Source organism: Streptomyces sp. NPDC005774 (genome assembly GCF_042871645.1).
GTDB lineage: Bacteria > Actinomycetota > Actinomycetes > Streptomycetales > Streptomycetaceae > Streptomyces > Streptomyces pratens.
Genome location: NZ_JBIAIV010000040.1, coordinates 15,959 through 39,656, shown reverse-complemented (window position 1 = coordinate 39,656; position 23,698 = coordinate 15,959). Strand labels below are relative to the sequence as shown.

Sequence of the window (23,698 nt, the reverse complement as noted above, 5' to 3'; positions counted from 1 at the left end):
GGGGTGCGGGTGGCGTGGCAGCGGTGCTGTGGGGCGGCTGAGGCCGCACATATTGCTGTATGCCCCATTGTCTTATTGGCCACTCACTCAATAACATCCCCGGCATGACGTCAAGGGGCCCGGAAAAGCGTGTCCGCAAGGCGCCGGCCGAGCGCCGCAGCGAGATGGTCACCGCCGCCGCGCGGGTCGGGCTCGCGGAAGGACTGGAGTGCGTCACCCTGCGCCGGGTCGCCGACGAGCTCGGCGTCCGGTCCGGGCTCGTCGGCCACTACTTCCCCGCGGCGGACAGACTCGTCGCCGAGGCTTTCACCAGCGCCACCATGGCGGAGCTCGACAGCCTGCTGCCGGAGATATCCGCCGACCCCGGGCCCGGCGGTGCGGTGCGTGCGTTGCGGCGGCTCTTCTCGCTCACCTCGAGCACCGACTTCGACAACGTCAGCAGGCTCTGGCTCAACGCCCGGCATCTGGCACGCTACCGGCCCGTGCTCCGCGATCACGTCATCGAGCAGGACATGCTCTGGTGCCGGCGTATCGAGCGGGTCGTCGCCGCCGGGGTGGAGGCGCGGGACTTCCACTGCGCCGACCCCTGGGCCGCGGCCGTGCGCATCCTCGTCGCGATCGACGGGGCCAGCGCCTACGTCAACACCGGCGCCGGGCGCCGTGCCGCCCCGCTCGCCGACATGGCCCGTACCCTCGCGGAGACCGAACTCGGCCTGCCGGTCGGCACGCTCGAGTCCTCCTGATGCGGCGTCAGTCAGGCTGACCGGTCTCTGACTCGGTTCTCCGCCCGGCGAGGATCTCACCTCTGCCGGGGCGTCCCGGCGGGCGGCTGTAGCTCGCTCGCCGGGCGGCGGCCCTCGCCACCCGTGTACGGATTTCTTGCTGTCGCATGCCGCCGCCCGGTCGGCCGCCGGCCGCCTCGATCGGCTCTCTGCCGGCCCCTGGAGCCCGTGGGGCCTGTGCGCGGCCGGCCTCCGAGCGCTGCCCGATGCCACTGATGCGCCCCTTGGTGGCGGTGGTCCTGCGGTGCCTCCGCCCGGCTCTCCGGGGGCCGTTTTCGGCGAGCCCCGTTGTTCCGGCGGACCACTCCTCGGTCGACCTCTTGACACCCGGATCGGCGCTCAGGAGGATGTGAACCATTGGTTCGCTTACTGAACCAGCGAGCCTGATCCTTGGAGGAGAGCCGTGCGTATTCGGGTCCGCAAGATCATCAAGCACATCGACGAGACGAGGCTAGAGAACGGCTGTGTCGTGGACCCGGTGCACCGGGTCGCGTTCGTCGGGGCCGTCATCGAGAACCCGTACCCCAGCGAGTACGTCCAGGACCTCGTCACCCTCGCCGACGAGCTGGGCGAGGAGATCGGCAAGCTGGTCGGCCCCGCCTGTGTGGAGCTGCTGGGCGGCCCGGTCGAGGCCTTCGGCAAGGCCGCGCTCGTCGGCATCGACGGAGAGGTCGAGCACGGCTCGGCGCTCATCCACAACCTGCGCTTCGGCAACGTCTTCCGCACCGCCGCCGACGGCACCGAGCTGTTGCCGGCCGCCGAGAAGGTCGGTCTCCCGGGCAGCCCGATCGACATCCCGCTCAAGCACAAGAAGGACGCCAAGACGCGCTCCCACCACCAGACGGTGACGCTCCAGGTCGCCGATGTCCCCCGGCCGCGCGAGATCTTCGTCGTCTGCGCCGCCGCGAACGCCGGCCGCCCTCTGGCCCGTCTCGCCGCCTTCGGCGCCGAGACGAAGAACCAGTAGCCGACCCGGTGCGCAGCAGCAGCCGACGAACGACGAGGAGGGCAGTTCGTTGACCATCACCGAGACCGATACGTGGACCGGGCAGCGCGTCAAGGAAGCCGACACCGAATACGTCATCCACTCCTGGTCCGTCCAGGGCGCGCTCAACCCCATCCCGGTGGCCGGCGGTTCCGGGTCCTGGTTCTGGGACTACGAGGGGAACCGATACCTCGACTTCCAGTCCCAGCTCGTCAACCTCAACCTGGGCCACCAGCACCCGAAGTTGGTCGAGGCCATCCGCGAGCAGGCCGACAAGCTCTGCTACATCGGTCCCGGCTTCGCCGAACGCTCCCGCGCCGAACTGGCCGAGATGCTGGCCGGGCTCACCCCCGGTGACCTGAAGATGAGCTTCTTCACCACCGGCGGCGCCGCGGCCAACGAGAACGCGATCCGGCTCGCCCGCCATGTGACCGGACGCCACAAGGTGATCGCCCGCTACCGCTCCTACCACGGCGCCACCGCCGGGGCGATGTCGCTGACCGGCGACCCCCGCCGCTGGTCCGCCGAACCGGGCGGGATGCCCGGCGTGGTGCGGATGCTCGACCCGTACACCTACCGCTGCCCGGCCGGACACCCGGACCCCTGCCCGGTCTGCTCCGGGGGGCCGCACCTGGAGGAGATCCTCCAGTACGAGAACCCGAACACCGTCGCCGCCGTGATCGTCGAGCCGGTCACCGGCACCAACGGGCTGCTCTACCCGCCGGACGGCTATCTGCGCTCGCTGCGCGAGGTCTGTGACCGGTACGGCATCCTGCTCATCTTCGACGAGGTCATGGCCGGCTTCGGCCGCACCGGTGAGTGGTTCGCCTGCAACCACTGGGACGTCACCCCCGACATCCTCACCACCGCCAAGGGCCTGAACTCGGGATACGTCCCGCTCGGTGCGATGACCGTCTCGGCCCGCGTCTCCGAGTGGCTCAGGGACAACATGTTCTGGGGCGGACTCACCTACGCCGGACACCCGCTGGCCTGCGCCTCCGGCGTCGCCTCCCTGCGCATCATGCAGGAGGAGAACATCGTGGAGAACGCGCGGGCGCGCGGCGAGCACCTCGGTGCCGGACTGGCCAAGCTCGCCGAGAAGCACCCGAGCATCGGCGAGATCCGCGGGCGCGGCCTGTTCTACGGCGTCGAACTGGTGAAGAACCGGGAGACCCGCGAACCGCTGGTGCCGTTCAACGCGAAGGGCCCGGCCGCCGCCCCGGTCGGCCGGATCGTGAAGGAGGCCATGGCCCGCGGCCTCTACCTCACGGCCAACTTCAACGTGCTCCGGCTGACCCCTCCGCTCGTCATCACGGATTCCGAGATCGATGTCGCGCTCGGTGTGCTGGACGACGTCCTGAGCCTCGCCGACGAGCACTACGTAGGGTGAGGCGTAGTGGTCAGGAGCACGCAGAAGCGCTCTGGGAAGGGGAGGGCAGCATGGGGTCCACGCTGATCAAGGGCGGTACGGTCGTCAACGCCGACGCCGCCGTCCGGGCCGACGTACTGATCCGCGACGGGGTCGTCGCCGCGCTCGGCACGGGCACGGACGACTGGAGCGCCGACCGGGTGATCGACGCGGAGGGGATGCTCGTGATGCCCGGTGGCATCGACGCGCACACCCACCTCGAATATCCCATCGACGGCTTCACCACCCGCACCGCGGACGACTTCCACACCGGGACGGTGGCCGCCGCCCACGGCGGGACGACCACGGTCCTGGACTTCGTGAAGAAGGAACCGGAACGGAGCCTGCTCGACACCTACCGGTCCCGGCGCGACGTCGCCGCGGCCAAGGCGGTGGTCGACTTCGGGCTGCACGCGATCGTCCCGCCCCGCGAACAGCAGCCCGACGTCCTCGACGACCTGCGGAAGCTCGCCGGGGAAGGCGCCACGAGCTGGAAGTTCTTCATGGCCTACCCCGGCACCCAGATGGTGGACGACGGGGAGCTGCTGGAGGGTTTCGAACTCGCCCTGGAGCACGGCGTGCTGCCGATGGTGCACGCCGAGAACGGCCACATGATCGCCCGGGAGACCCAGCGGCTGCTGGCCGACGGCCGCACCGCCGAGATCTTCCACGCCACCGCCCACGGCCACGACGCCGAGGCGGAGGCCGTGCACCGCGCGGTGGTGCTCGCCGAGTCCGTCGGCGCCCCGCTCTACGTCGTGCACGTCTCCAGCGCCGCCGCGGCCGACGAGATCAGCCGGGCCAGGGCAGCCGGGGCCCGGGTGTGGGGCGAGACCTGCCCCCAGTACCTGGCCGTCGCCTACGAGGACTACGCCGAACTCGGCGAGAAGGCCGCCGCCTACCTCTGCTCGCCCCCGATCCGGGAGCGCGGCAACCAGGAGGGACTGTGGCGGTCCCTGGTCACCGGGGCGATGTCGACGGTGGCCACCGACCACGCCGGCTTCTGCCTCCACCAGCCCGAGGACCTGCCGCCGCAGAAGCTGCGCAGCCCCGGGTACTTCCCGAAGGTCCCCAACGGGGTCCCCGGGATCGAGGACCGGCTCATGGTGCTCTGGGAGACCGGGGTCGCGAGCGGCCGGTTCGACGCGTGCCGGTTCGTGGACCTGGTCTCCACCCGCCCGGCCAAACTGTTCGGGATGTTCCCGCACAAGGGCGCCGTCGCCGTGGGCGCCGACGCCGACCTGCTCGTGTGGGACCCGGACGCCGACCATGTGATCACCGCGGCCGGGAGCCACATGCGCACCGACTACAACCTCTACGAGGGCATGCGCGTGACCGGCCGCCCGGTCCGCGTCTTCTCCCGGGGCGAGCAACTCGTGGGCCCCGACGGGTCCTTCGACGGGGCCGCGGGCCGAGGACGCTTCCTCACCCGGGGCAAGCCCCAGCTGCACTGAGAACACCCCCCCACACTCTTGACGCTTACGCCAACTGACACGTGTCCATGGTGCGGAACCCCCGGCAGGCGGGTTCCGCACCCCGGGCGCGCGTCACGCAACACGAACGGAACGGTGGCTCGATGAAACTCCCCCTGGGCATCCACGTCGGCGAACGGCTGAGCCTGGAGCAGACGTACTGGCAGGCCGAGCTGGCCGACCAGAACGGGTTCGAATCCGTGTGGGTCGCGGAGGGACGGCTGGCGCGCGACGGCATCGTCCCCGCCGCCGTCATCGCCAGCAAGACCCGCAACGTCAAGATCGGCACCGGCGTCGTCAACAACAAGAGCCGGAACGCCTCCCTGATGGCGGTCACCTTCAAGACCCTCGACGAGCTGGCCCCCGGCCGTGCCATCCTCGGCATCGGCGCCTGGTGGGAGCCGCTGGCCACCAAGGTCGGCCAGCCGCTGCGCAAGCCCGTCGCCTCGATGCGCGAGTACATCACCGTGCTGCAGACCTTCTTCCGCAACGAAGTCGTCTCCTTCGACGGCGAGTTCGTGCAGATGCAGGACGTGCGCTTCGACAGCATGTACCGGGAGAACAAGCCGGTCGACATCCCCATCTACATCGGCGCCGTCGGCCCGCGCATGCTGGAGCTGGCCGGTGAGATCAGCGACGGCGTGCACATGGACTTCCTGCTGCCGCCCTCGTACCTGGTGGGCGCGAAGGAGGCGATCGACAAGGGCATTGCCAAGCGGACCGACGGCAAGGACTCGATCGACCTCACGCAGATCGTCGCCTGCAGCGTCAACGACGACGACCCGCAGGAGGCGATCGACGCCTGCAAGGCGTTCCTCACCCTCTACCTCGCCCAGCAGCCGCACATCGCCGAGCACTGCGGTGTGGAACGCGAACTGGTGGACCGCATCCAGGAGCGGGCCGGCTGGCCCGCCACCCCCGAGGCGATCAAGAAGGCCATGCCGCTGGTCCCCAACAGCCTGGTGCAGAACGTCACCGCCTGCGGCACCACGGACGAGGTGTTCGCGAAGCTCATGGAGTACCACGAGGCCGGGGTCCGCTGCCCGGTCGTCTCCACCCTGGGCGACAAGGAGCAGACCCTGACCCGTATCGCCCAGGCTGCGAAGGGCTGAGGACGATGAGCGACTTCTCCTCCGCCGCGATCGCCGTGGTCGGGGGCACCGGCCCCCAGGGCAAGGGCCTGGCCTACCGGCTCGCCCGCGCCGGCCACCCGGTGGTGCTCGGTTCGCGCGACGCGGGCCGGGCCGCCGAGGCGGCCGAGGCGTTGCGCGCCCTGCCGGGTGTGGCCGCGCCGATCGAGGGGGCCGGCAACGAGGACGCCGTCCGGCAGGCCGGAACCGTCCTGCTGGCCGTCCCCTACCAGGGCCACGCCGAACTGGTGGCCTCGCTGGCCGACGGCCTCGCCGGCAAGGTGGTCATCTCCTGCGTCAACCCGTTGGGCTTCGACAAGGGCGGCCCCTACGGTCTGCCCGTCGCGGCCGGAAGCGCTGCCGAGGAGGCCGCCGGGATCGTCCCGTCCGCCACCCTCGTCGGCGCCTTCCATCACCTGGCCGCCCCGCTGCTGCTCGACCCCGAGGCCGATCTGCGCCATGAGGACGTCCTGGTCTGCGGGGACGACGCCGACGCGAAGGCCCGGGTGCTGGCTCTGGCCGCCGACGTCACCGGGGGCCGGGCGGTGGACGCGGGCCGGCTGCGGCTGGCCGCCCAGCTCGAACCGCTCACCGCGGTGCTGATCTCCGTCAACAAGCGCTACAAGACCAGGTCCGGTGTCGCCCTCACCGGCCTGGCCCCCGCCGCCGCCAAGGAGGAAGTGGCATGAAACTCGCCGCAGTCCAGCTTCGGGCCACCGACGACCGGGCCGAGACCGTCGAACGCGCCGGCGACCTGGTGGACGCCGCCGTCGACCAGGGCGCCGGGATCGTCCTGCTGCCCGAGCTGTTCGCCGTCCCGTTCGTCCAGCCCGACCCCGACCCGGAGTACTTCCGGCTCGCCGAGAGCATCGACGGACCGTCCAACACCATGGCGGCGGAACGTTCCCGCAGGGCCGGTATCACCGTCGTCTCCTCCATCTTCGAGGAGGGCGAGGTGCCCGGCGTCTACTACAACACCGCCTGCACCTACGTACGCGGCGAACTGAAGTCGGTCTACCGCAAGTCCCATCTGCCGTTCTCCAACGGCTTTCCCGAGAAGTTCTACTTCCGGCCCGGCGGGACCGAGCCCGAGGTCGTGGACACCGGCGAGACCGGCGTCGGCACGATCATCTGCTACGAACGGCACTTCCCCGAGCTGAGCCGGATCGTCGCCCTGCGCGGCGGCTCCGTGCTCTGCGTGCCGGTGGCCTCGGCGAGCGCGCCGATGCGCGAGGTGTTCCAGCTCGAACTGCGCGCCCACGCCGTCTTCAACGGGATGTTCGTCATCTGCTCCAACCGCGTCGGCACGGAGGGCGTCAAGGAGTACTTCGGGCTCAGTGCCGTCTACGGCCCCGACGGTGACGTCCTCGCCCAGGCCGCCGACGACCGCGACGACGTCGCCGTCGCCGAGGTCGACCTGGAGCGCGTGGCGGCCACCCGGCGCAGCCGCCCGTTCCTGCGCGACCGCCGCCCGGAACTGTACGGCCGGCTGACCGGCATGGACCCGGCGACGTCATGACCGTGCCGCGGACCGCGCCATGACCACCGAGTGGATCGCCCTCGTACCGGCCAAGGCCTTCACCCGGGCCAAGAGCCGGTGTGTCGGGCTCACCCCCGACGCCCGGCGTCTGCTGGCCAGGGCCATGCTGACCGATACGGTGCGGCGGCTGCGTGCGGTGCCCGCCGTCCGCTCGGTCGTGGTGGTGACGACGGACCCCGAGGTGACGGGCCTGGCCCTCGCCGAGGGGGCCGCCGTCACCGGCTCGGGACGCTTCCCCGGACTCAACGGCGAGGCCGGGGAAGCCCTCGAGCTGATCGGTGGTACCGCCCCCGCTGCCGCACTCGTCCTGATCATGGGCGACCTCGCGGGGGCGGGTACCGCCGACCACACGAGGGCCCTCGCCCTGGCCGCCCGCCACCGGCGGGCGGTCGTCGGGGACGCCGACGGCACCGGGACGACCCTGCTCACCCTGCGCGAGGCGGCGGACTTCCGGCCGTTCCTCGGCCCCGGTTCCCTCGCCCGGTTCCACGCCTCCGGATACCACCACCTCGGTGTGGGACCCGCGTCCCCGCTGCGCCGGGACGTCGACACCGTCGACCACCTGCTGGCGCTGCCCCCGCACACGCTCGGTCCCGCCACCCGGGAATGGCTCACCGCCTTCCGGCCCGACGGACCCCAGCCGCGCACGACCGCGCACGAACGAAAGGTCGGAGCACTGTGAACGGCCTTCCCAGTCCCACCCGCTCGGCCATGAACCGGGCACTGCGCCGGGCCACCGACGCCGTGACGCTCGACGCCGCCGAGGCCGAGGTCCTGCTGCACGCCCGCGGCGCCGACCTCGACCGGCTCTGCGCCGCGGCGAGCCGGGTACGCGACGCCGGCCTCGAGGCCGCGGGCCGGCCTGGCGTGATCACCTACTCCCGCAAGGTGTTCATCCCGCTCACCCGGTTGTGCCGGGACCGCTGCCACTACTGCACCTTCGCCACCGTCCCGGGGCGGCTGGCCGCGCCCTACCTCAGCCCCGACGAGGTGCTGGACATCGCCCGCGCGGGAGCGGCGGCGGGGTGCAAGGAAGCGCTGTTCACCCTGGGCGACCGGCCCGAGGAACGCTGGCCCGCGGCCCGCGCCTGGCTGGACGCGCACGGCTACGACGACACGCTCAGCTACGTACGGGCCATGGCGATCCGGGTGCTGGAGGAGACCGGCCTGCTGCCGCACCTCAACCCCGGGGTGCTGTCCTGGACCGACCTCCAGCGGCTGAAGCCGGTCGCGCCCAGCATGGGCATGATGCTGGAGACCACGGCGACCCGGCTGTGGTCCGAGCCCGGAGGCCCGCACTACGGCTCACCCGACAAGGAGCCCGCCGTGCGGCTGCGGGTGCTCGAGGACGCGGGCCGCAGCAACGTGCCGTTCACCACCGGCATCCTCATCGGCATCGGGGAGACCCCCGCCGAACGGATCGACGCCCTGCGGGAGATCCGCCGGATCTCCCGGACGTACGGCGGGATCCAGGAAGTGATCGTGCAGAACTTCCGGGCCAAGCCGGACACGGCGATGCGCGACGCGCCCGATGCCGACCCGTCCGAACTGGCCGCCGCCGTCGCGGTGGCGCGCCTGCTGCTCGGCCCCGCCGCCCGCATCCAGGCACCGCCGAACCTGGTGGGCGAGGAGTTCGCCCTGATGCTGCGGGCCGGCATCGACGACTGGGGCGGGGTGTCCCCGGTGACCGACGACCACGTCAACCCCGAGCGGCCCTGGCCGGTGATCGAGGAACTGGCCGCACACACCGAGGCCGAGGGCTTCACCCTCCGCGAGCGGCTGACGGTCCACCCCGAGCACCTGCGGCGCGGTGAGCCCTGGCTCGACCCCCGGCTGGCTCCCCATGTGGCGGCGCTCGCCGATCCCGTGACCGGCCTGGCGGCCGACGGGGTGCGACCCCGCGGCCTGCCCTGGCAGGAACCGGAGACCCCGCTCGTCGCCGCCGGCCGCACCGACCTGTTCGCCGCCATCGACACCGAGGGCCGCACCACCGACCGGCGGGCGGACTTCGACGAGGTGTACGGGGACTGGACGGCGATCGCCCAGGCGGTGCCCGAGGCCGCGCGGGCCTCCGGGCGGCCGGGCGGCGAGGACGGGTCCGTGCCGTCCCCGGCCGGCCGGCCGGAGCGGCTGCGTCCGGAGTTCGCGGCGGCGCTGCGGGCGGCGGAGGCCGATCCCGCGGGGCTCGCCTCCGGGGCCGCCCTGACCCTGCTCGGTGCCGCGCCGGGAGCGGAGATCGAGGCGCTGGCCGCGCTCGCGGACGCACTGCGGGCCGAGGCGGCCGGGAACGAGATCACCTATGTGGTCACCCGCAACATCAACTTCACCAACGTCTGTTACACCGGCTGCCGCTTCTGCGCCTTCGCCCAGCGCCGCACCGACGCCGACGCCTACACCCTCTCCCTGGAGCAGATCGGTGTGCGGGCCGAGGAGGCGTGGGCGGTCGGGGCGAGCGAGGTCTGCCTCCAGGGCGGGATCCACCCGGACCTGCCGGGCAGCGCGTACTTCGACATCGCCGCCGAGGTCAAACGGCGTACCCCGGACATGCACGTGCACGCCTTCTCGCCGATGGAGGTCGTCAACGGCGCGACCCGGATGGACCTGTCGGTACGGGAGTGGCTCCAGGCGGCTCGGGAAGCAGGTGTCGACTCGCTGCCCGGCACGGCTGCCGAGATCCTCGACGACGAGGTCCGCTGGGTGCTCACCAAGGGGAAACTCCCCGCGGCCCAGTGGATCGACGTGGTCACCACCGCCCACACGCTGGGCATACCGACGACGGCGACGATGATGTACGGCCATGTGGACACCCCGCGCCACTGGGTGGACCACATCAAGCTGATCGGACGGTTGCAGGAGGAGACGGGAGGCTTCACCGAGTTCGTCCTGCTGCCGTTCGTCCATACCAACTCCCCGGTCTATCTGGCCGGAATCGCCCGGTCGGGGCCGACCGCCCTGGAGAACCGGGCGGTGCACGCCCTGGCGCGGATCCTCCTCCACGGCAGGATCCGCAACATCCAGACGAGCTGGGTGAAGCTGGCGCGCCACAGCGTCCTCGACGTCCTGCGGGGCGGGGTCAACGACCTCGGCGGAACGCTGATGGAGGAGACCATCAGCCGGATGGCGGGCTCGGAGCAGGGCAGCCACAAGAGCATCACCGACCTGGAGGCGCTGGCCCGCGACGCCGGCCGTCCGTCCCGGATGAGGACGACCACCTATGGCACCGTCAGCGCGGAGCGGGAGGCGGTGGCCCGCACGCACGACGGAGTGTGGCGGCCGTCGAGGCCACCGCTGACCCTGCTGAATTCCTAGCGGACGGCCGTCCCGCTCAACTGCCGGGACGGCCGTGCTCCACCGGGCGCCACGGAAATCGGACAACCCCCGTGGATTCGCCCGGGTATCCCGGTGGATTCCCTTCGTCGACGCCCCGCGGATTCTCTGTGCATCGTCCTGCCCATTGCCCCTGGAGCAGTGGCCGACACGTATGGCCGTGCCGTGATTCGACCGTGTTCCGAAGCTCCGGGAACGCGGGATTCAGTTCCTTGCAGAAACCGGTCGCGCATTTCGGCCAAACCGTTGACGGGAACCAGACCTGGCTCTAGCGTGAACCATCAGTTCACTCAGTGATCCAGTGGCTGAGTGCCCCGACAGGTTGGCAGGGCGACGTAGATCCCCTCCCTGGACGACACATCCGAAGGATTCGGAGAGTGCCTGAGCATGACTGCGACCAACATCTCTGCATCGCCCAGACCACCCGCGGCTCGTGAGGAGCAGGCGGATCCAGCGGCACTCCGTGGGCGGGGGCGCGGCGGCGCCCTCGCGCGTCGACTCGTCGATCCGCTCGGCGCGCTCCTTGTCGTGGTCGTCCTCGCCGGACTGTGGGAGGGGTACAAGGCGCTCGGCCGGGCCGTCGACGACCGGATCCTCGGGATCGGCCTGCCGGTCGCCACCGACGACCTGTCGATGCCGCACCTGTGGACGATCTTCGGCTCGCTCACCGCGCCGGCCCGCGCGGGCGACCCGACCTCGCTCGCGGTGTACCTCATCGGCGAGACCACCGTGACGCTCCGCGAAGCCCTCTACGGCCTGACGGCCGGATCGCTCCTCGGTCTCGCGCTCGCGGTGCTCTTCCTTCATCTGGCACCGGTGAGCAGGGGCCTGATGCCCTGGCTGGTCGCCTCCCAGACGGTTCCGCTGGTCGCCATCGCCCCGATGATCGTGATCTGGGGCGGCAAGGCCGGTCTGCAGCCGTGGGTCGCGGTCACCGGCATCGCCGCGTACCTCGCGTTCTTCCCCGTCACCATCAACTCCCTGCGCGGACTGAAGTCCCCGCCGAAGGTGCAGCTCGAGTTCATGCGCAGTGTGGGCGCCGGGCGCGCCCGGGTGCTGTGGTCGCTCCGGTTCCCGGCGGCCCTTCCGTACGTCTTCGCCGGGCTGCGGCTCGCCGCCACCGCGAGCGTGGTGGGCGCCATCGTGGGCGAGCTGTCGGCCGGCACCGGCCGCGGTATCGGCCGCGCCATCCTCACCTCCGCCTACTACTACTCGAACGGCCCGGAGAAGCTGTACGCCGCCGTCCTCGTCGCCGCGATCGCCGGAATCCTCTTCGTGCAGGTCCTCGCCCTGCTGGAGCGGTTCGCGCTCCGCAACCGGCACGCCCGCTAGCCGAGCATCCACAACCTCTGGAGCCTCTGATGGCCGAGCACGCAATCATCTCCGTCCGCGGAGTCGACAAAGTCTTCAACAGCGGTTCCGACCGCGCGGTCACCGCTCTGCAGGACATCGACCTGACCATAGGGCGGGGCGAGTTCATCTCCCTGCTGGGGCCCAGCGGCTGCGGCAAGTCCACTCTGCTGCGGGTGATGGCGGACCTCACCGGACCCACGAGCGGCACTGTCACCGTCAACGGCAAGACGCCGGGCGCGGCCCGCGCCGACCGCGACTACGGCATGGTTTTCCAGCAGGCCGGACTCTTCGAGTGGCGCAATGTGCTGCGCAACGTCGAACTGCCGCTCCAGGTGGCAGGGGTGAAGAAGGAGGTCCACCGGGCCAAGGCCCTGGAGATGCTGGAACTGGTCCGCCTCAGCGATTTCGCCGGCCACTACCCCTGGCAGCTCTCCGGCGGTATGCAGCAGCGCGTCGCGATCGCCCGCGCCCTCTCCGCAGACCCCGAGATCCTCTTCATGGACGAACCGCTCGGGGCCCTCGACGAGATGAACCGCGAACGACTTCAGGGAGAACTGCTGCGTATCTGGGGCGACACCCGCACGACCGTCGTGTTCGTCACGCACAGCATCTCCGAGGCCGTTTTCCTCTCCTCGCGGGTGGTGGTGATGTCCGCGCGGCCCGGCCGGGTCGCGGCCTGCATCGACGTGGACCTGCCCCACCCCAGGACCGCCGAGACTCGCACCACGCCGGAGTTCTTCGAGAAGGTGAAGGAAGTCCGCCAGGCCCTCCACGGGGCTCCGAGCGAGCAGGCGGCGGCATGAGCACCGTCCAGCTCTCCCGCCCCGGCCGCCCCGCGCTCACGTCACGAGCCCTGCGGCTCACGCCGGTCGCGGTGACCGCCGTACTCCTGCTCGGCCTGTGGCAATCGGTCGTCGTGCTGTTCGACGTGCCCGTGTTCATCATGCCTAGCCCGGTCATGATCGCCGAAGCGTTCCAGCAGGACTTCGGGACGATCATGTCCGCATCCCGGTCCACCGTCGAGTCCGTCCTGCTCGGACTCGTCCTGGGCTCCCTCGGAGGTGTCGCCGTGGCGCTCGTCGTCAGCCGCTTCCCCCGGATGTCGGGTCCGGTCCTCAACACCGCCGTGCTGGTCAACTGCGCGCCCATCGTGGCCCTGGCCCCGATCTTCAACAACTGGTTCGGCGTGACCAGCATGCTCTCCAAGGCCGGGGTGGCAGCCGTCATGGTGTTCTTCCCGGTGTTCGTCAACACCACCCGGGGGCTCCTCCAGATCGCGCCCCTGCACGTGGAGATCATGGAGTCCCTCGCGGCCCGCCCGCGCCAGGTGGCCCTCCTGCTGCGACTGCCCAATGCCCTCCCGTTCATCTTCAACGCACTGAAGCTCGGCACCACGCTCGCCGTCATCGGCGTGATCGTCAGCGAATACTTCGGTGGCAGCACCGAGGCGCTCGGTGTGTACATCGCCTATCAGGCGGCCCTTCCCCGTTTTGATTACGCCTGGGCCGGAATTCTGGTGTCCGGTGCGCTGGGACTCGCCATGTTCGGATGCGTGACGCTCCTGGAGCGATTCCTCATGCCCTGGCACGAATCCCTGCACGAAGAAGAGTCCTGATCGCGGCAGCGGCATTCCCGCATTCTCCTTTTCGGTTCTTTCCGTCCACTCTCTTTTCCTTCCCCTGCGGAGGTAACGTGTCCAGAAACCGAGCACCATTTTCCAGAACCCGCCGTCGCGTCCGGGCGGCCGCGGGTCTCTCCTCCGCGATGCTGCTGCTCTCCGCCTGCGGAGGCATGTCCGACTCGGCCGGCGAGGCCGCCGCCGGGGCCGGCAAGGACTGCGAGAGCCGGACGAAGGTCCGCGTCGTGCTCCAGTGGGTCGCCCAGGCCCAGTTCGCCGGGTACTACGCGGCGAAGGAGAAGGGCTACTACGACAAGGCGTGCCTCGACGTGACGATTCAGGAAGGCGGGGTGAACATCGTGCCCCAGCAGGTCCTGTCGGCGGGCAACGCCGAGTTCGCCGTCTCCCACGTCACCAAGACCATGGTCACCCGCGAGCAGGGCGCCGATCTGGTCAACATCGGCCAGGCGTTCCAGCGCGGCGCCTACCTCCAGGTCGCCTGGGCCGACTCCGGCATCAAGACCCTCGCCGACCTCAAGGGCAAGCGGGTCGGAAGCTGGGGCTACGGCAACGAACTGACCCTCTTCGCGGCGATGCGGGGTTCCGGCGTCGACCCGAAGAAGGGCGCCGAGATCATCCAGCAGCCGTTCGACATGTCCCTGCTGCTCAAGCGGGAGGTCGACGCGGCCCAGGCCAAGACCTACAACGAGTACGCACAGCTCCTGGAGACCACGAACCCCAAGACGGGGAAGCTCTACCAGCCGTCGGACTTCGTCGCGATCAACATCCAGGACGCCGGGTACCAGACGCTGGAGGACGGCGTCTACGCCAAGGAGGACTGGCTGACGAAGAAGGAGAACCAGGAGACCGCGGTCAGGTTCCTCAAGGCCACCTACGAGGGCTGGGGTTACTGCCGGGACGAACCCAAGGGCTGTGTCGACGTCGTGCTCAAGAACGGCAGCGCGCTCGGCGAGGGCCACCAGACCTGGATGCTCAACGAGGTCAACAAGCTCGTCTGGCCCTCCGAGAACGGCATCGGGGCGATGGACAAGGCCGCCTGGGACCAGACCATCGACATCGCGGTGCAGGCCGGCGTCCTCAAGGCACCGCCCACGGACGGGGCGTACCGCACCGACCTGACCGAGCGGGCGCTCAAGGAGCTGAAGGCCGAAGGGTTCGACATCACCGGTGAGTCCTACAAGCCGGAAACGGTCACCGTCACCCCGGGTGGCAAATAAGAGATGCCCCGCCGCACGCCGGGTCCCGCGGCACACGGCAGCAGGGTCGGGCTTCCCTGCCAGGATGGTCGGACCGCCCGCAGTGATCTCGACGTGACAGACGGAGGAACAATGGCACCCAGTGAAGCAGGTCTCGTTCGAAGGACGATCTGGCTGCTACGTACGGTCGCGGCGCACCCGGACGGGGTCGGTCTCAGCGAGATCGCGCGGGAGTCCGGCATCCCCAAGGCCACCTGCTACCGGGTCCTCACCGTCCTCGAACGCGAGAGCTGGCTGAACCTGGACCCGGTCACCCGCCGTTACCGCGTCTCGCTGGGCCTGCTGTCCATCGTCGGCGGACTGCTGGACGGTGGCGGCGCCTACGGGCACATGCGGGACGTGCTGCGGGATCTGGCGAAGGAGACCAGGGAGACCGCCGGCTTCGACGTCCTGCTCGCCCCCAACGTCATGGTCGTCGCCCAGGTGCCGGGCCCGTCCCTGATCGGACAGACCCTCAAACCCGTACCGAGGACCCAGCCCGTCTGGGCCACCTCCACCGGCAAGGTCCTGCTCAGCGCGCTCGACCCGGCACAAGTCCGCGCCGAGTTCGGCGAGGAGTTCGAGGCCAACGCGCCCGAACAACTCGGCGGGCTCGACGCGTTCATCGACTCCATGGCCGAGGTGTGGGCCCGCGGCTACGCCCTCGCCTACGACGAACTGGAGATGGGTGCGGCCTCCGTCGCCGCCCCGGTCCGTGTCGGCGACGCCACCACCTATGCCGTGTGGATCGGTGGACCCACCTACCGGCTGACCCGCACGCGCATCGACGAGGTCGCCGAATCCGTGATGAAAGCGGCCCGTCAGCTCAGCGAGCTGCTGAGCGTCACCGGCATCGAACTGCCCACGGGATTCACCGAGCACTAGGGCACCACCGAGAGCAACCACCGCCCAGCGCGGTGGCCCGATCAGGAGGAAGCGAATGACGGCACTTCAGGAGCGGCTCCACGCCGCCCGAGCGGTCGTGGACCGGATACCCAAGGGCCTGTACATCGACGGCGAATGGCGCCCGTCCCGCAGCGGTGCGACGGTCTCCGTCGAGGACCCGGGCACCGGAACGGTGATCGCCGAGGTCGCCGACGCCGGCCCGGCGGACGCCGTGGACGCCCTCGACGCCGCCGTACGGGCGCAGGCATCCTGGGCGGCGACGCCTCCCCGCGAGCGCGGCGAGGTGCTGAGCCGGGCCTTCGAGACGATCATGGCGCGCAAGGACGACCTGGCCCTGCTGATGACCCTGGAGATGGGCAAGCCTTTCGCCGAGTCCCAGGCCGAGGTGGCCTACGCCGCAGAGTTCCTGCGCTGGTTCTCCGAGGAGGCCGTGCGGATCGACGGCGGATACATGACCGCCCCGGGAGGTGGCTCCCGGGTGGTGACGATGCGCCAGCCGGTGGGTCCTTGTCTGCTGGTCACCCCGTGGAACTTCCCCATGGCGATGGGCACTCGCAAGATCGGTCCGGCGCTCGCGGCGGGCTGCACCGTCGTCGTCAAACCGGCCAAGCAGACCCCGCTGTCCATGCTGGCCCTGGTGGACATCCTGCGGGAGGCCGGGGCACCCGCCGGCGTGGTGAACGTCTTCACCACCAACCGCTCGGGCGAGGTCACCGACCATCTGCTGAACGACCCCCGGCTGCGCAAGCTGTCCTTCACCGGGTCCACCGAGGTCGGCCGCGCGCTGCTCGCCGCATCGTCGCGGAACGTGCTGCGCACGTCCATGGAACTCGGCGGCAACGCCCCCTTCCTGGTCTTCGCCGACGCCGACCTCGACGCGGCGGTGGAGGGCGCGTTCCAGGCGAAGATGCGCAACATCGGTGAGGCGTGCACGGCCGCCAACCGGTTCTACGTCCACTCCTCGGTCGCCGACGAGTTCGGCCGCCGCCTGGCCGAACGGCTGGCCGCGCTGACGGTCGGCCACGGCTTGGACCCGGCTACCCAGGTCGGTCCGCTGATCGATGCCAACGCAGTGAAGAACGTCACCGACCTGGTCTCCGAGGCTGCCGCCGCCGGGGCCACCGTCCTCACCGGGGGTACGGAAGTCGCCTCGGACGGCCACTTCTTCGCGCCGACCGTGCTCAGTGGCGTACCGCTCGGAGCGCGCACGCTCACCGAGGAGATCTTCGGACCGGTCGCGCCGATCGTCGCCTTCGACGACGAGGACACGGCGGTGGCCCTGGCGAACGACTCCGAGTACGGCCTCGCCGGCTATCTCTTCACCGAGAGCCTCAGCCGTGGCCTGCGGGTGAGCGAGCGGCTGGAGTGCGGCATGGTCGGACTCAACCAGGGGATCATCTCCAACCCCGCCGCGCCCTTCGGCGGAGTCAAGCAGTCCGGGCTCGGCCGCGAGGGCGGTGCGGTGGGCATCGACGAATACCTGAGCATCAAGTACCTGGCGATCAAGGCGGACCGATGACGGGCTTCATCCTGGCGGGCATCCAGTTCGAACCCGCTTTCGGCGATCCCGCGGCGAACATCGAGACGTCCTCGCGGCTGATCCGCGAGGCGGCGGCCGCCGGGGCTCGGCTGGTCGTCCTGCCCGAAGCCGCCTCGGCCGGATACATGTTCACCGACCGTGCGGACGCCCGCAGGAACGCCGAGCCCGTCCCCGACGGTCCGGTCTGCTCGGCCTGGGCCGCGCTCGCCGCCGAACTGGACCTGTGGATCGTCGCCGGGATCATCGAGCTGGCGGGCGAGAAGGTGTACAACGCGGCGGTCCTGATCGGCCCCGAGGGGCACGTCGGCACCTTCCGCAAGGCGCACCTGTGGAACTTCGAGAAGGAGCTCTACGACCGTCAGGAGGACGGCTTCCCCGTCTTCCGCACCCCGCTCGGCAACATCGCCATCGGCATCTGCTACGACGCGTGGTTCCCGGAGACGTTCCGCAGTGCCGCGCTCGGCGGAGCCGACCTGCTGGCCCTTCCGTCGAACTGGGTGCCCGTACCCGGGCAGCCCGAGGACGCGCCGGTGATGGCCAACCTGATGTGCATGACCGCAGCGCACAGCAACCAGTTCTTCGTCGCCGGGGTCAGCCGTGTCGGTACCGAGCGCGACCAGCCCTTCATCGGCCGGTCGCTGATCGTGGGCCCAGACGGCTGGCCGCTGGCCGGACCGGCCGGCGGTGACGAGGAGGCCATCGTCCTGGCCGAGGTGGATTTGATCGGCTCGCGCAAGGAACGGCTGGGCAACCCCTTCAACCAGCCGCTCGGCGACCGGCGCACGGACGTCTACCGCACCGGCGACTTCACTCCGGACTCCTCGGACCTCACCGGTAACACCGCCTGACCACAGGGGCTCCGGCCCCTTTCCCGGGCCTGTTCCGGGCGCCCTCACCCTCGGGGCGCCCGGACGCCCTCCCGTTCCCGCGCACCCCCGGGAACCATGGGCGCCCGTCCACGCCCAACACGGGCGTCGCACACCCCACTCTTCCTCCTTGCAGGGGACACACCGGCATCCATTGACAGGTCGGTGGCCCTCACACAGACTTTCTCCCACCCTCTGAACCCATGGTTCACTGAATGGACCAAAAGGTGAACGGCAATGCGAGCGATCGAGCGCACCGGCGCACAGGTGGAGCTCTCCGACCCGAGCAGCATCAAGGGGAGCCCGCTCTACAACGAGGACCTGGCGCCCGTACCCCTGTTCCGCAGGACCTGGGGCACGTACAACTACGCGGCGCTGTGGATGGGCATCGCCCACGGCATCCCCACGTACTACCTGGCCAGTGGCCTCATCGGCCTCGGTATGAGCTGGTACCAGGCGGTCATGACGATCGCCCTGGGCAACCTGATCGTCCTGGGTCCCATCCTGCTCAACAGCCACGCCGGCACCAAGTACGGCATCCCCTACCCCGTCTTCGCCCGTGCCGCCTTCGGCACCCTCGGCGCCAACGTGCCCGCCCTGATGCGCGCTCTGTCCGCGTGCGGCTGGTTCGGCATTCAGACCTGGATCGGCGGCCAGGCCATCTACACCATCACCGGTGCCTTCGCCGGTGACGCGTGGCTCAATGCGGGCGAGGTGTGGGGCCACCCCAAGACCCTCTGGCTGTCCTTCGCGGTCTTCTGGCTGCTGCAGATCGCCCTCATCGTCCGCGGCATCGAATCCATCCGTCGCCTCGAGAACTGGTCCGCGCCGCTCATCCTGGTCGTTGCCGCGTTCCTACTGGTCTGGATGGTCATCCAGGCCGACGGCTTCGGCCCGCTCGCCACCGAGCCGTCCAAGCTCGGCTGGGGCGCCGACTTCTGGCTGCTGTTCGCGCCCTCCCTGATGGGCATGATCGCGTACTTCGCCACCATGTCCGTCAACATCGCGGACTTCACCCGCTACTCCAAGGGGCAGCGGGAACAGATGATCGGTCAGTCGCTGGGTCTGCCCCCGACGATCACCCTGTTCTCCATGATCGGCGCCCTCACCACCTCGGCCACCATCGTCGTCTACGGACACGCGATCTGGGACCCCGTCGAGCTGGTCAGCCGCTTCTCCAACCCGGTCGTCGTCGTCTTCGCCCTGCTGTGCGTCATCGTGGCCACCATCGCCGTCAACGTCGCGGCCAACGTCGTGGGCCCCGCCTTCGACTTCTCCAACGCCCTGCCGCGCCTCATCAGCTTCCGCACCGGCGGCATCATCGCCGGCGTCATCGGCATCCTGATGCAGCCCTGGCGGCTGCTCTCCTCGCCCGAGCTGTACATCTTCAGCTGGCTCGGTGTGACCGGTGCCGTCCTCGGCAGCGTCGCCGGCGTTCTCACCGCCGAGTACTGGCTGCTGCGCAAGCGTCAGCTCGACCTCGTCGGGCTGTACACGCGCGGCGGACCGTACGAGTACGCCAAGGGCTTCAACTGGCGTTCCCTCCTCACGCTCGCGATCGTCCTGTTCCTGTCCCTCGCCGGCGCGTACTCCGAGAACGGGAACGGACCCTTCCCGGCGGACGGACTCATCCCCTTCCTCAAGCCGCTGTTCGACTACGGCTGGGCCGTCGCCTTCCTCGGCGGCATCGCCCTGCACACCGCGTTCAGCAGACTCTTCCCGCACCGCGCCGCTGTTCCGGCGGCGGTGGAGGAGAAGGACCGGGTCACGGTCTGATCCGACGGGGCAGGCCGGCGCGCGCCGGTCTGCCCCGTCCCGTCCGCGTTCGCCTGTCGTCCGTTCCACCGTCCTCTGCTCCACCGTTCTTCCGTGTGTACGCCACTGTCAAGGTGCCTACGCCGCCGTCCCCCTGAAGGGCCCCCGATGAAGACCCGTGCCGCCGTCATGACCGCCCCCGGCAAGGACTGGGAGATCACCGAACTCGAACTCGCCCCGCCCCAGGCGGGCGAGGTCCTGGTCCGCTTCACCCACGCCGGACTCTGCTTCTCCGACGAGCACGTACGCACCGGCAACATGGCGCCGCTGCCCATCATCGGCGGACACGAGGGCGCGGGGATCGTCGAAGCCGTCGGCGAGGGCGTGTCCAAGCTGGTCCCCGGCGACCACGTGGCCGCCTCCTTCAAACCGTCCTGCGGACACTGCCGCTGGTGTGCCTCCGGCCGCTCCAACCTGTGCGACGCCGCGGCCTTCGGCCCCGAGGGCAAACTCCCCGACGGCACCTACCGGTTCACCGGCCCCGACGGGCCCATCGGCGCCAACTGCTCGCTGGGCACCTTCGCCGAGCACTCCGTCGTCTCCCAGGACTCCCTCGTACGCGTCGACCCCGACATACCGCTCTCGGTGGTCGCGCTGGTGAGCTGCGGCGTCCTCACCGGCTGGGGTGCCGCCGTGTACGCCGCCGATCCCGAGCCCGGCGACACCGTCATCGTCGTCGGCGCGGGCGGCGTCGGCATCAACGCCGTACAGGGAGCCCGGCTCTCCGGCGCCGGCAACGTCATCCTGGTCGACCCCAACGAGGCCAAGCACGCTCTCGCCCGCGACCTCGGGGCCTCGCACGTCTGCCGCACCCTCGACGAGGCGGCGGCCCTTGCCGCGGACCTCAACCCCAGCGCGGGGGGCGCCGACTCCACCCTCGTCTGCACCGGCGAGACCACCGCCGACATCGTCCGCGCCGCCTTCGAGGCCACCGGCAAGGGCGGCACCATCGTCCTCGCCGGAATGACCGAGGACGTCCACGCGATCAACGTCCAGCTCCCCGGAACCCAGCTCGTCTTCGCCGAGAAGCGCCTCCAGGGGACCATCTTCGGCTCGTGCAGCCCCATCCGGGACGTGCCCCGGGTGCTGTCCCTGTACCGCCAGGGCCTGATCAAGCTCGACGAGCTGGTCAGCCGCACCTACAGCCTCGACGAGATCAACCAGGGCTTCGAGGACCTGCGGTCCGGTCGCAACCTGCGCGGCATCGTCGCCCACGGCCCCGCGCAGTGAACCGGAGCCCCGAGAGCCCCGAGAGCAACGAGAGCAACGAGAGCACCCCATGCGAGTACAGCAGGATCAGCGGCAAGAGCTGCACCTGAAGGAGCAGAAGGAGCACCCCGCCATGTCCCACGGGACCGACCGTGACACGCTCTACATCGACGGCGACTGGCGCATCCCCGCCACCGACCGCATGTTCACCGCGGTCAGCGCCGCCACCGAGGAGCCCTTCGGCGTCTTTCCCGAGGCCGACCGCGCCGACGTCGACGTCGCCGTCGCCGCCGCACGCCGCGCCCTGGGCGGCGTCCGCGGGTGGGGTTCGGCCGAGGAGCGGGCCGCCGCGATGGAACGCCTGGCCCTCGCCCTGGAGTCCCGCACCGAAGCCCTCGGCACCGTGATCGCCCAGGAGGTCGGCACGCCCCTGGCACGGGCGATCGAAGCCAACGTCGGAGCCGCGGCCGGACTGCTCCGCTTCTACGCCCCGCTCGCCGACGTCATGTACGCGGAGGAGCTGCGTCCCGCCGGGGTGGGCCACAGCCTGGTCCGCCGTGAGCCGGTCGGCGTGGTCGCCATGATCGCGCCGTGGAACTACCCGCTCAGCACCCTGTTCTTCAAACTGGCGCCCGCGCTGGCCATGGGCTGCACCGCCGTGATCAAGCCCTCACCCACCACCGGGCTCGACTCGTTCCTCGTCGCCGACGCGGTCCACGAGGCGGGATTCCCTCCGGGCGTGATCAACGTCCTGCCCGCCGAGCGGGAGGTGGGGGAGTACCTGGTCACCCACCCCGGAGTGGACAAGGTCGCCTTCACCGGCTCCACCGCGGCCGGACGCCGCCTCGGCGCCCTCTGCGGCGAACTGCTGCGCCCGGTCACCCTGGAACTGGGCGGCAAGTCCGCCGCGATCCTCCTGGAGGACGCGCCGCTGCCCCTCTTCCTCGACCACCTGCTCGGGCTGTCGTTCAACAACAACGGCCAGACCTGCACCAACAACACCCGTCTGCTGGTGCCCCGCTCGCGCTACGACGAGATCGTGGACGCCGTCACCGCGACGGTCGAGGGCTGGACGGTCGGCGACCCGCTGGATCCGTCCACGGTGATCGGCCCGGTCGCCGGGGCCGCGCACCGCGACCGGATCGAGGGCTACCTCCGCAAGGGCCGGGAGGAAGGGGCGCGCGTCACCACCGGCGGCGGCCGTCCCGCCGGCCTCGACCGGGGCTTCTACATCGCGCCCACGGTCTTCGCCGACGTGGACCCCGCGATGGTCGTCGCCCGGGAGGAGATCTTCGGCCCCGTCGTGACCATCTCCGCCTACGACGGCTCCGTCGAGGGTGCCGTCGCCATGGCCAACGACTCCGACTACGGCCTGGCCGGCAGCGTCTGGACGGCCGACGAGGCGCTGGGGCGCCAGGTGGCCCGCGCGGTGGACACCGGAACCTTCAGCGTCAACCACGCCAACTTCGACATCGGCGCACCCATGGGCGGGCGGAAGGACAGCGGTCTGGGCCTCGAACTGGGGCGCGAGGCGATCGAGGCGTACATCCAGTACAAGACGATCTTCGTGACCGAGCCGCCCACGGACGACGACGCACGGGCGGCCTAACGCACGGTCAGCACCGCACCCTCGGGCAGCAGCCGGCGCACGATCAGATGGGGCAGCGAGATGCCCAGGATGTCCGGGTTCCGGCGAGCGCGGGAGAAGAAGGCGTGAGCACGGTCGTGGGACCGGGCCCTCGTCAACCCCGCGCCGGTGAGCACCCCGGTCACCGTGCACCGCCCGGTCTGCGCGATCAGCCTCGTGGCCGGCGCGGCGAAGGTGCGAAAGATCGGCGCGGTGAAGGTGCCCCGCACCAACTCCAGGACGGCGAGCGGTGAAGCGGGCACGGTCGGATCCGGAAGCATCGGCAGGTCCCTCGCAGCAGGCGACGTCAGCACTGCCGATGCTTCTCCGCTGTCCACACCCCACGCGGTCGGATGACGCCACATCGCCCACCTGAGCGACCCCGACGGTGATCAACGAAAACGTCGAAAGCCGAGGGTGGGCATGAGTGGTCGTGAATCCACGCCGGCCAGGGACAAGTCCGTCTTGCCCCGGCGGGCGGCCTCGGCGATCAACCCCTCCAGCGGGGAGGTGAGGACACCGGCGTTCCGCCGGACCCGGAAGCGTCCGTAAACGGTCGGCCAGGGCCCGAACTCTCCCGGCGTCTCACGCCACTGGGCGCCCGGCCTGAACCGCCGGATCACCTCCTCGAACTGATCCCGCAGTTGCTCGGGATGCGGGTCGTACTCGCCCATCGGCAGGTACGTCTTGATCAACCTCCACTGCTCATAGGCGAGTTGACGATGCGCCAGGATCGACTTCCGGCCGGATCCGCCTTCCGCGCGGATCTGGATCGGCAAGATCGATCACGCCTTCACACAGGTCCCGGGCCCTGCCGTCGTGGCGGGGGAGCAGCAGGTGCGGGGCGGGTCGGGAGACCCGCCC

The 23,698-nt window shown here is 70.3% G+C and carries 20 protein-coding genes and 1 pseudogene; 19 read left to right on the top strand and 2 right to left on the bottom strand.

Features of this window, described 5'->3' with window-relative positions; genetic code table 11:
• Positions 1–104: 104 nt before the first annotated feature.
• From ACFYQA_RS28725 to ACFYQA_RS28635, 19 genes are all read left to right on the top strand, one after another.
• Positions 105–743, top strand: a complete 639-nt coding sequence (locus ACFYQA_RS28725) for a TetR/AcrR family transcriptional regulator (RefSeq protein WP_388183935.1) — start codon at positions 105–107, stop codon at positions 741–743.
• Between the two features lie 442 nt (positions 744–1,185).
• A complete protein-coding gene (locus ACFYQA_RS28720) occupies positions 1,186–1,749 on the top strand; it encodes an amino acid synthesis family protein (RefSeq protein WP_388923745.1) in 564 nt (187 codons plus the stop codon).
• A gap of 49 nt (positions 1,750–1,798) precedes the next feature.
• Complete coding sequence (locus ACFYQA_RS28715) at positions 1,799–3,157, top strand: aminotransferase class III-fold pyridoxal phosphate-dependent enzyme (protein ID WP_055594308.1); 1,359 nt, start codon at positions 1,799–1,801, stop codon at positions 3,155–3,157.
• A 50-nt stretch (positions 3,158–3,207) separates the two neighbouring features.
• On the top strand, positions 3,208–4,629 hold the full coding sequence (gene hydA, locus ACFYQA_RS28710) for a dihydropyrimidinase (RefSeq protein WP_360033297.1): 1,422 nt from the start codon (positions 3,208–3,210) through the stop codon (positions 4,627–4,629).
• Positions 4,630–4,751: 122 nt separating this feature from the next.
• Positions 4,752–5,759 (top strand): LLM class flavin-dependent oxidoreductase, encoded by a 1,008-nt coding sequence (locus ACFYQA_RS28705; protein ID WP_055594306.1) that lies wholly within the window; start codon positions 4,752–4,754, stop codon positions 5,757–5,759.
• 5 nt (positions 5,760–5,764) lie between these two features.
• Positions 5,765–6,466: an NADPH-dependent F420 reductase gene (gene npdG / locus ACFYQA_RS28700; protein ID WP_360033300.1), complete on the top strand. Its 702-nt coding sequence runs from the start codon at positions 5,765–5,767 to the stop codon at positions 6,464–6,466.
• Positions 6,463–7,296: a nitrilase-related carbon-nitrogen hydrolase gene (locus ACFYQA_RS28695; protein ID WP_388923740.1), complete on the top strand. Its 834-nt coding sequence runs from the start codon at positions 6,463–6,465 to the stop codon at positions 7,294–7,296. Before npdG ends, ACFYQA_RS28695 begins: the two co-directional genes overlap by 4 nt.
• Positions 7,297–7,315: 19 nt before the next feature.
• On the top strand, positions 7,316–7,999 hold the full coding sequence (locus tag ACFYQA_RS28690; protein ID WP_360033304.1) for a hypothetical protein: 684 nt from the start codon (positions 7,316–7,318) through the stop codon (positions 7,997–7,999).
• A gap of 29 nt (positions 8,000–8,028) precedes the next feature.
• Positions 8,029–10,626, top strand: coding sequence for a bifunctional FO biosynthesis protein CofGH (locus ACFYQA_RS28685; RefSeq protein WP_388215220.1), 2,598 nt, complete (start codon positions 8,029–8,031; stop codon positions 10,624–10,626).
• 405 nt (positions 10,627–11,031) lie between these two features.
• Positions 11,032–11,976 (top strand): ABC transporter permease subunit, encoded by a 945-nt coding sequence (locus ACFYQA_RS28680; protein ID WP_350856862.1) that lies wholly within the window; start codon positions 11,032–11,034, stop codon positions 11,974–11,976.
• A 29-nt stretch (positions 11,977–12,005) separates the two neighbouring features.
• Positions 12,006–12,800, top strand: a complete 795-nt coding sequence (locus ACFYQA_RS28675) for an ABC transporter ATP-binding protein (protein WP_055594301.1) — start codon at positions 12,006–12,008, stop codon at positions 12,798–12,800.
• On the top strand, positions 12,797–13,612 hold the full coding sequence (locus ACFYQA_RS28670) for an ABC transporter permease subunit (protein WP_360033310.1): 816 nt from the start codon (positions 12,797–12,799) through the stop codon (positions 13,610–13,612). The genes ACFYQA_RS28675 and ACFYQA_RS28670 overlap by 4 nt, the downstream gene beginning before the upstream one ends.
• Before the next feature lie 176 nt (positions 13,613–13,788).
• The gene (locus ACFYQA_RS28665; RefSeq protein ID WP_388215224.1) at positions 13,789–14,853 is read left to right on the top strand and encodes an ABC transporter substrate-binding protein; all 1,065 of its coding nucleotides are present in this window, start codon (positions 13,789–13,791) and stop codon (positions 14,851–14,853) included.
• 111 nt (positions 14,854–14,964) lie between these two features.
• Positions 14,965–15,756 (top strand): IclR family transcriptional regulator, encoded by a 792-nt coding sequence (locus ACFYQA_RS28660; RefSeq protein ID WP_388923733.1) that lies wholly within the window; start codon positions 14,965–14,967, stop codon positions 15,754–15,756.
• Positions 15,757–15,811: 55 nt separating this feature from the next.
• Positions 15,812–17,296 (top strand): NAD-dependent succinate-semialdehyde dehydrogenase, encoded by a 1,485-nt coding sequence (locus ACFYQA_RS28655; protein WP_388923730.1) that lies wholly within the window; start codon positions 15,812–15,814, stop codon positions 17,294–17,296.
• Positions 17,293–18,165 carry a nitrilase family protein gene (locus ACFYQA_RS28650; protein ID WP_360033322.1) on the top strand — a complete coding sequence of 291 codons (873 nt, stop codon included), beginning with the start codon at positions 17,293–17,295 and terminating at the stop codon, positions 18,163–18,165. Before ACFYQA_RS28655 ends, ACFYQA_RS28650 begins: the two co-directional genes overlap by 4 nt.
• A 255-nt stretch (positions 18,166–18,420) precedes the next feature.
• Entirely contained in the window at positions 18,421–19,959 is a 1,539-nt protein-coding gene (locus ACFYQA_RS28645) for an NCS1 family nucleobase:cation symporter-1 (protein ID WP_360033325.1), read from the top strand.
• A gap of 147 nt (positions 19,960–20,106) precedes the next feature.
• Positions 20,107–21,228, top strand: coding sequence for a Zn-dependent alcohol dehydrogenase (locus ACFYQA_RS28640; RefSeq protein WP_388923727.1), 1,122 nt, complete (start codon positions 20,107–20,109; stop codon positions 21,226–21,228).
• 49 nt (positions 21,229–21,277) lie between these two features.
• Complete coding sequence (locus ACFYQA_RS28635) at positions 21,278–22,816, top strand: aldehyde dehydrogenase (RefSeq protein ID WP_388923723.1); 1,539 nt, start codon at positions 21,278–21,280, stop codon at positions 22,814–22,816.
• Here ACFYQA_RS28635 and ACFYQA_RS28630 read toward each other — a convergent pair.
• Together ACFYQA_RS28630 and ACFYQA_RS28625 are read right to left on the bottom strand one after the other, a co-directional pair.
• Positions 22,813–23,097 (bottom strand): hypothetical protein, encoded by a 285-nt coding sequence (locus ACFYQA_RS28630; RefSeq protein WP_388923720.1) that lies wholly within the window; start codon positions 23,095–23,097, stop codon positions 22,813–22,815. The two genes, ACFYQA_RS28635 and ACFYQA_RS28630, sit on opposite strands and share 4 nt — an antisense overlap.
• Before the next feature lie 171 nt (positions 23,098–23,268).
• Positions 23,269–23,565: pseudogene (locus tag ACFYQA_RS28625) on the bottom strand (transposase); the annotation flags it as partial.
• Positions 23,566–23,698 lie beyond the last annotated feature (133 nt).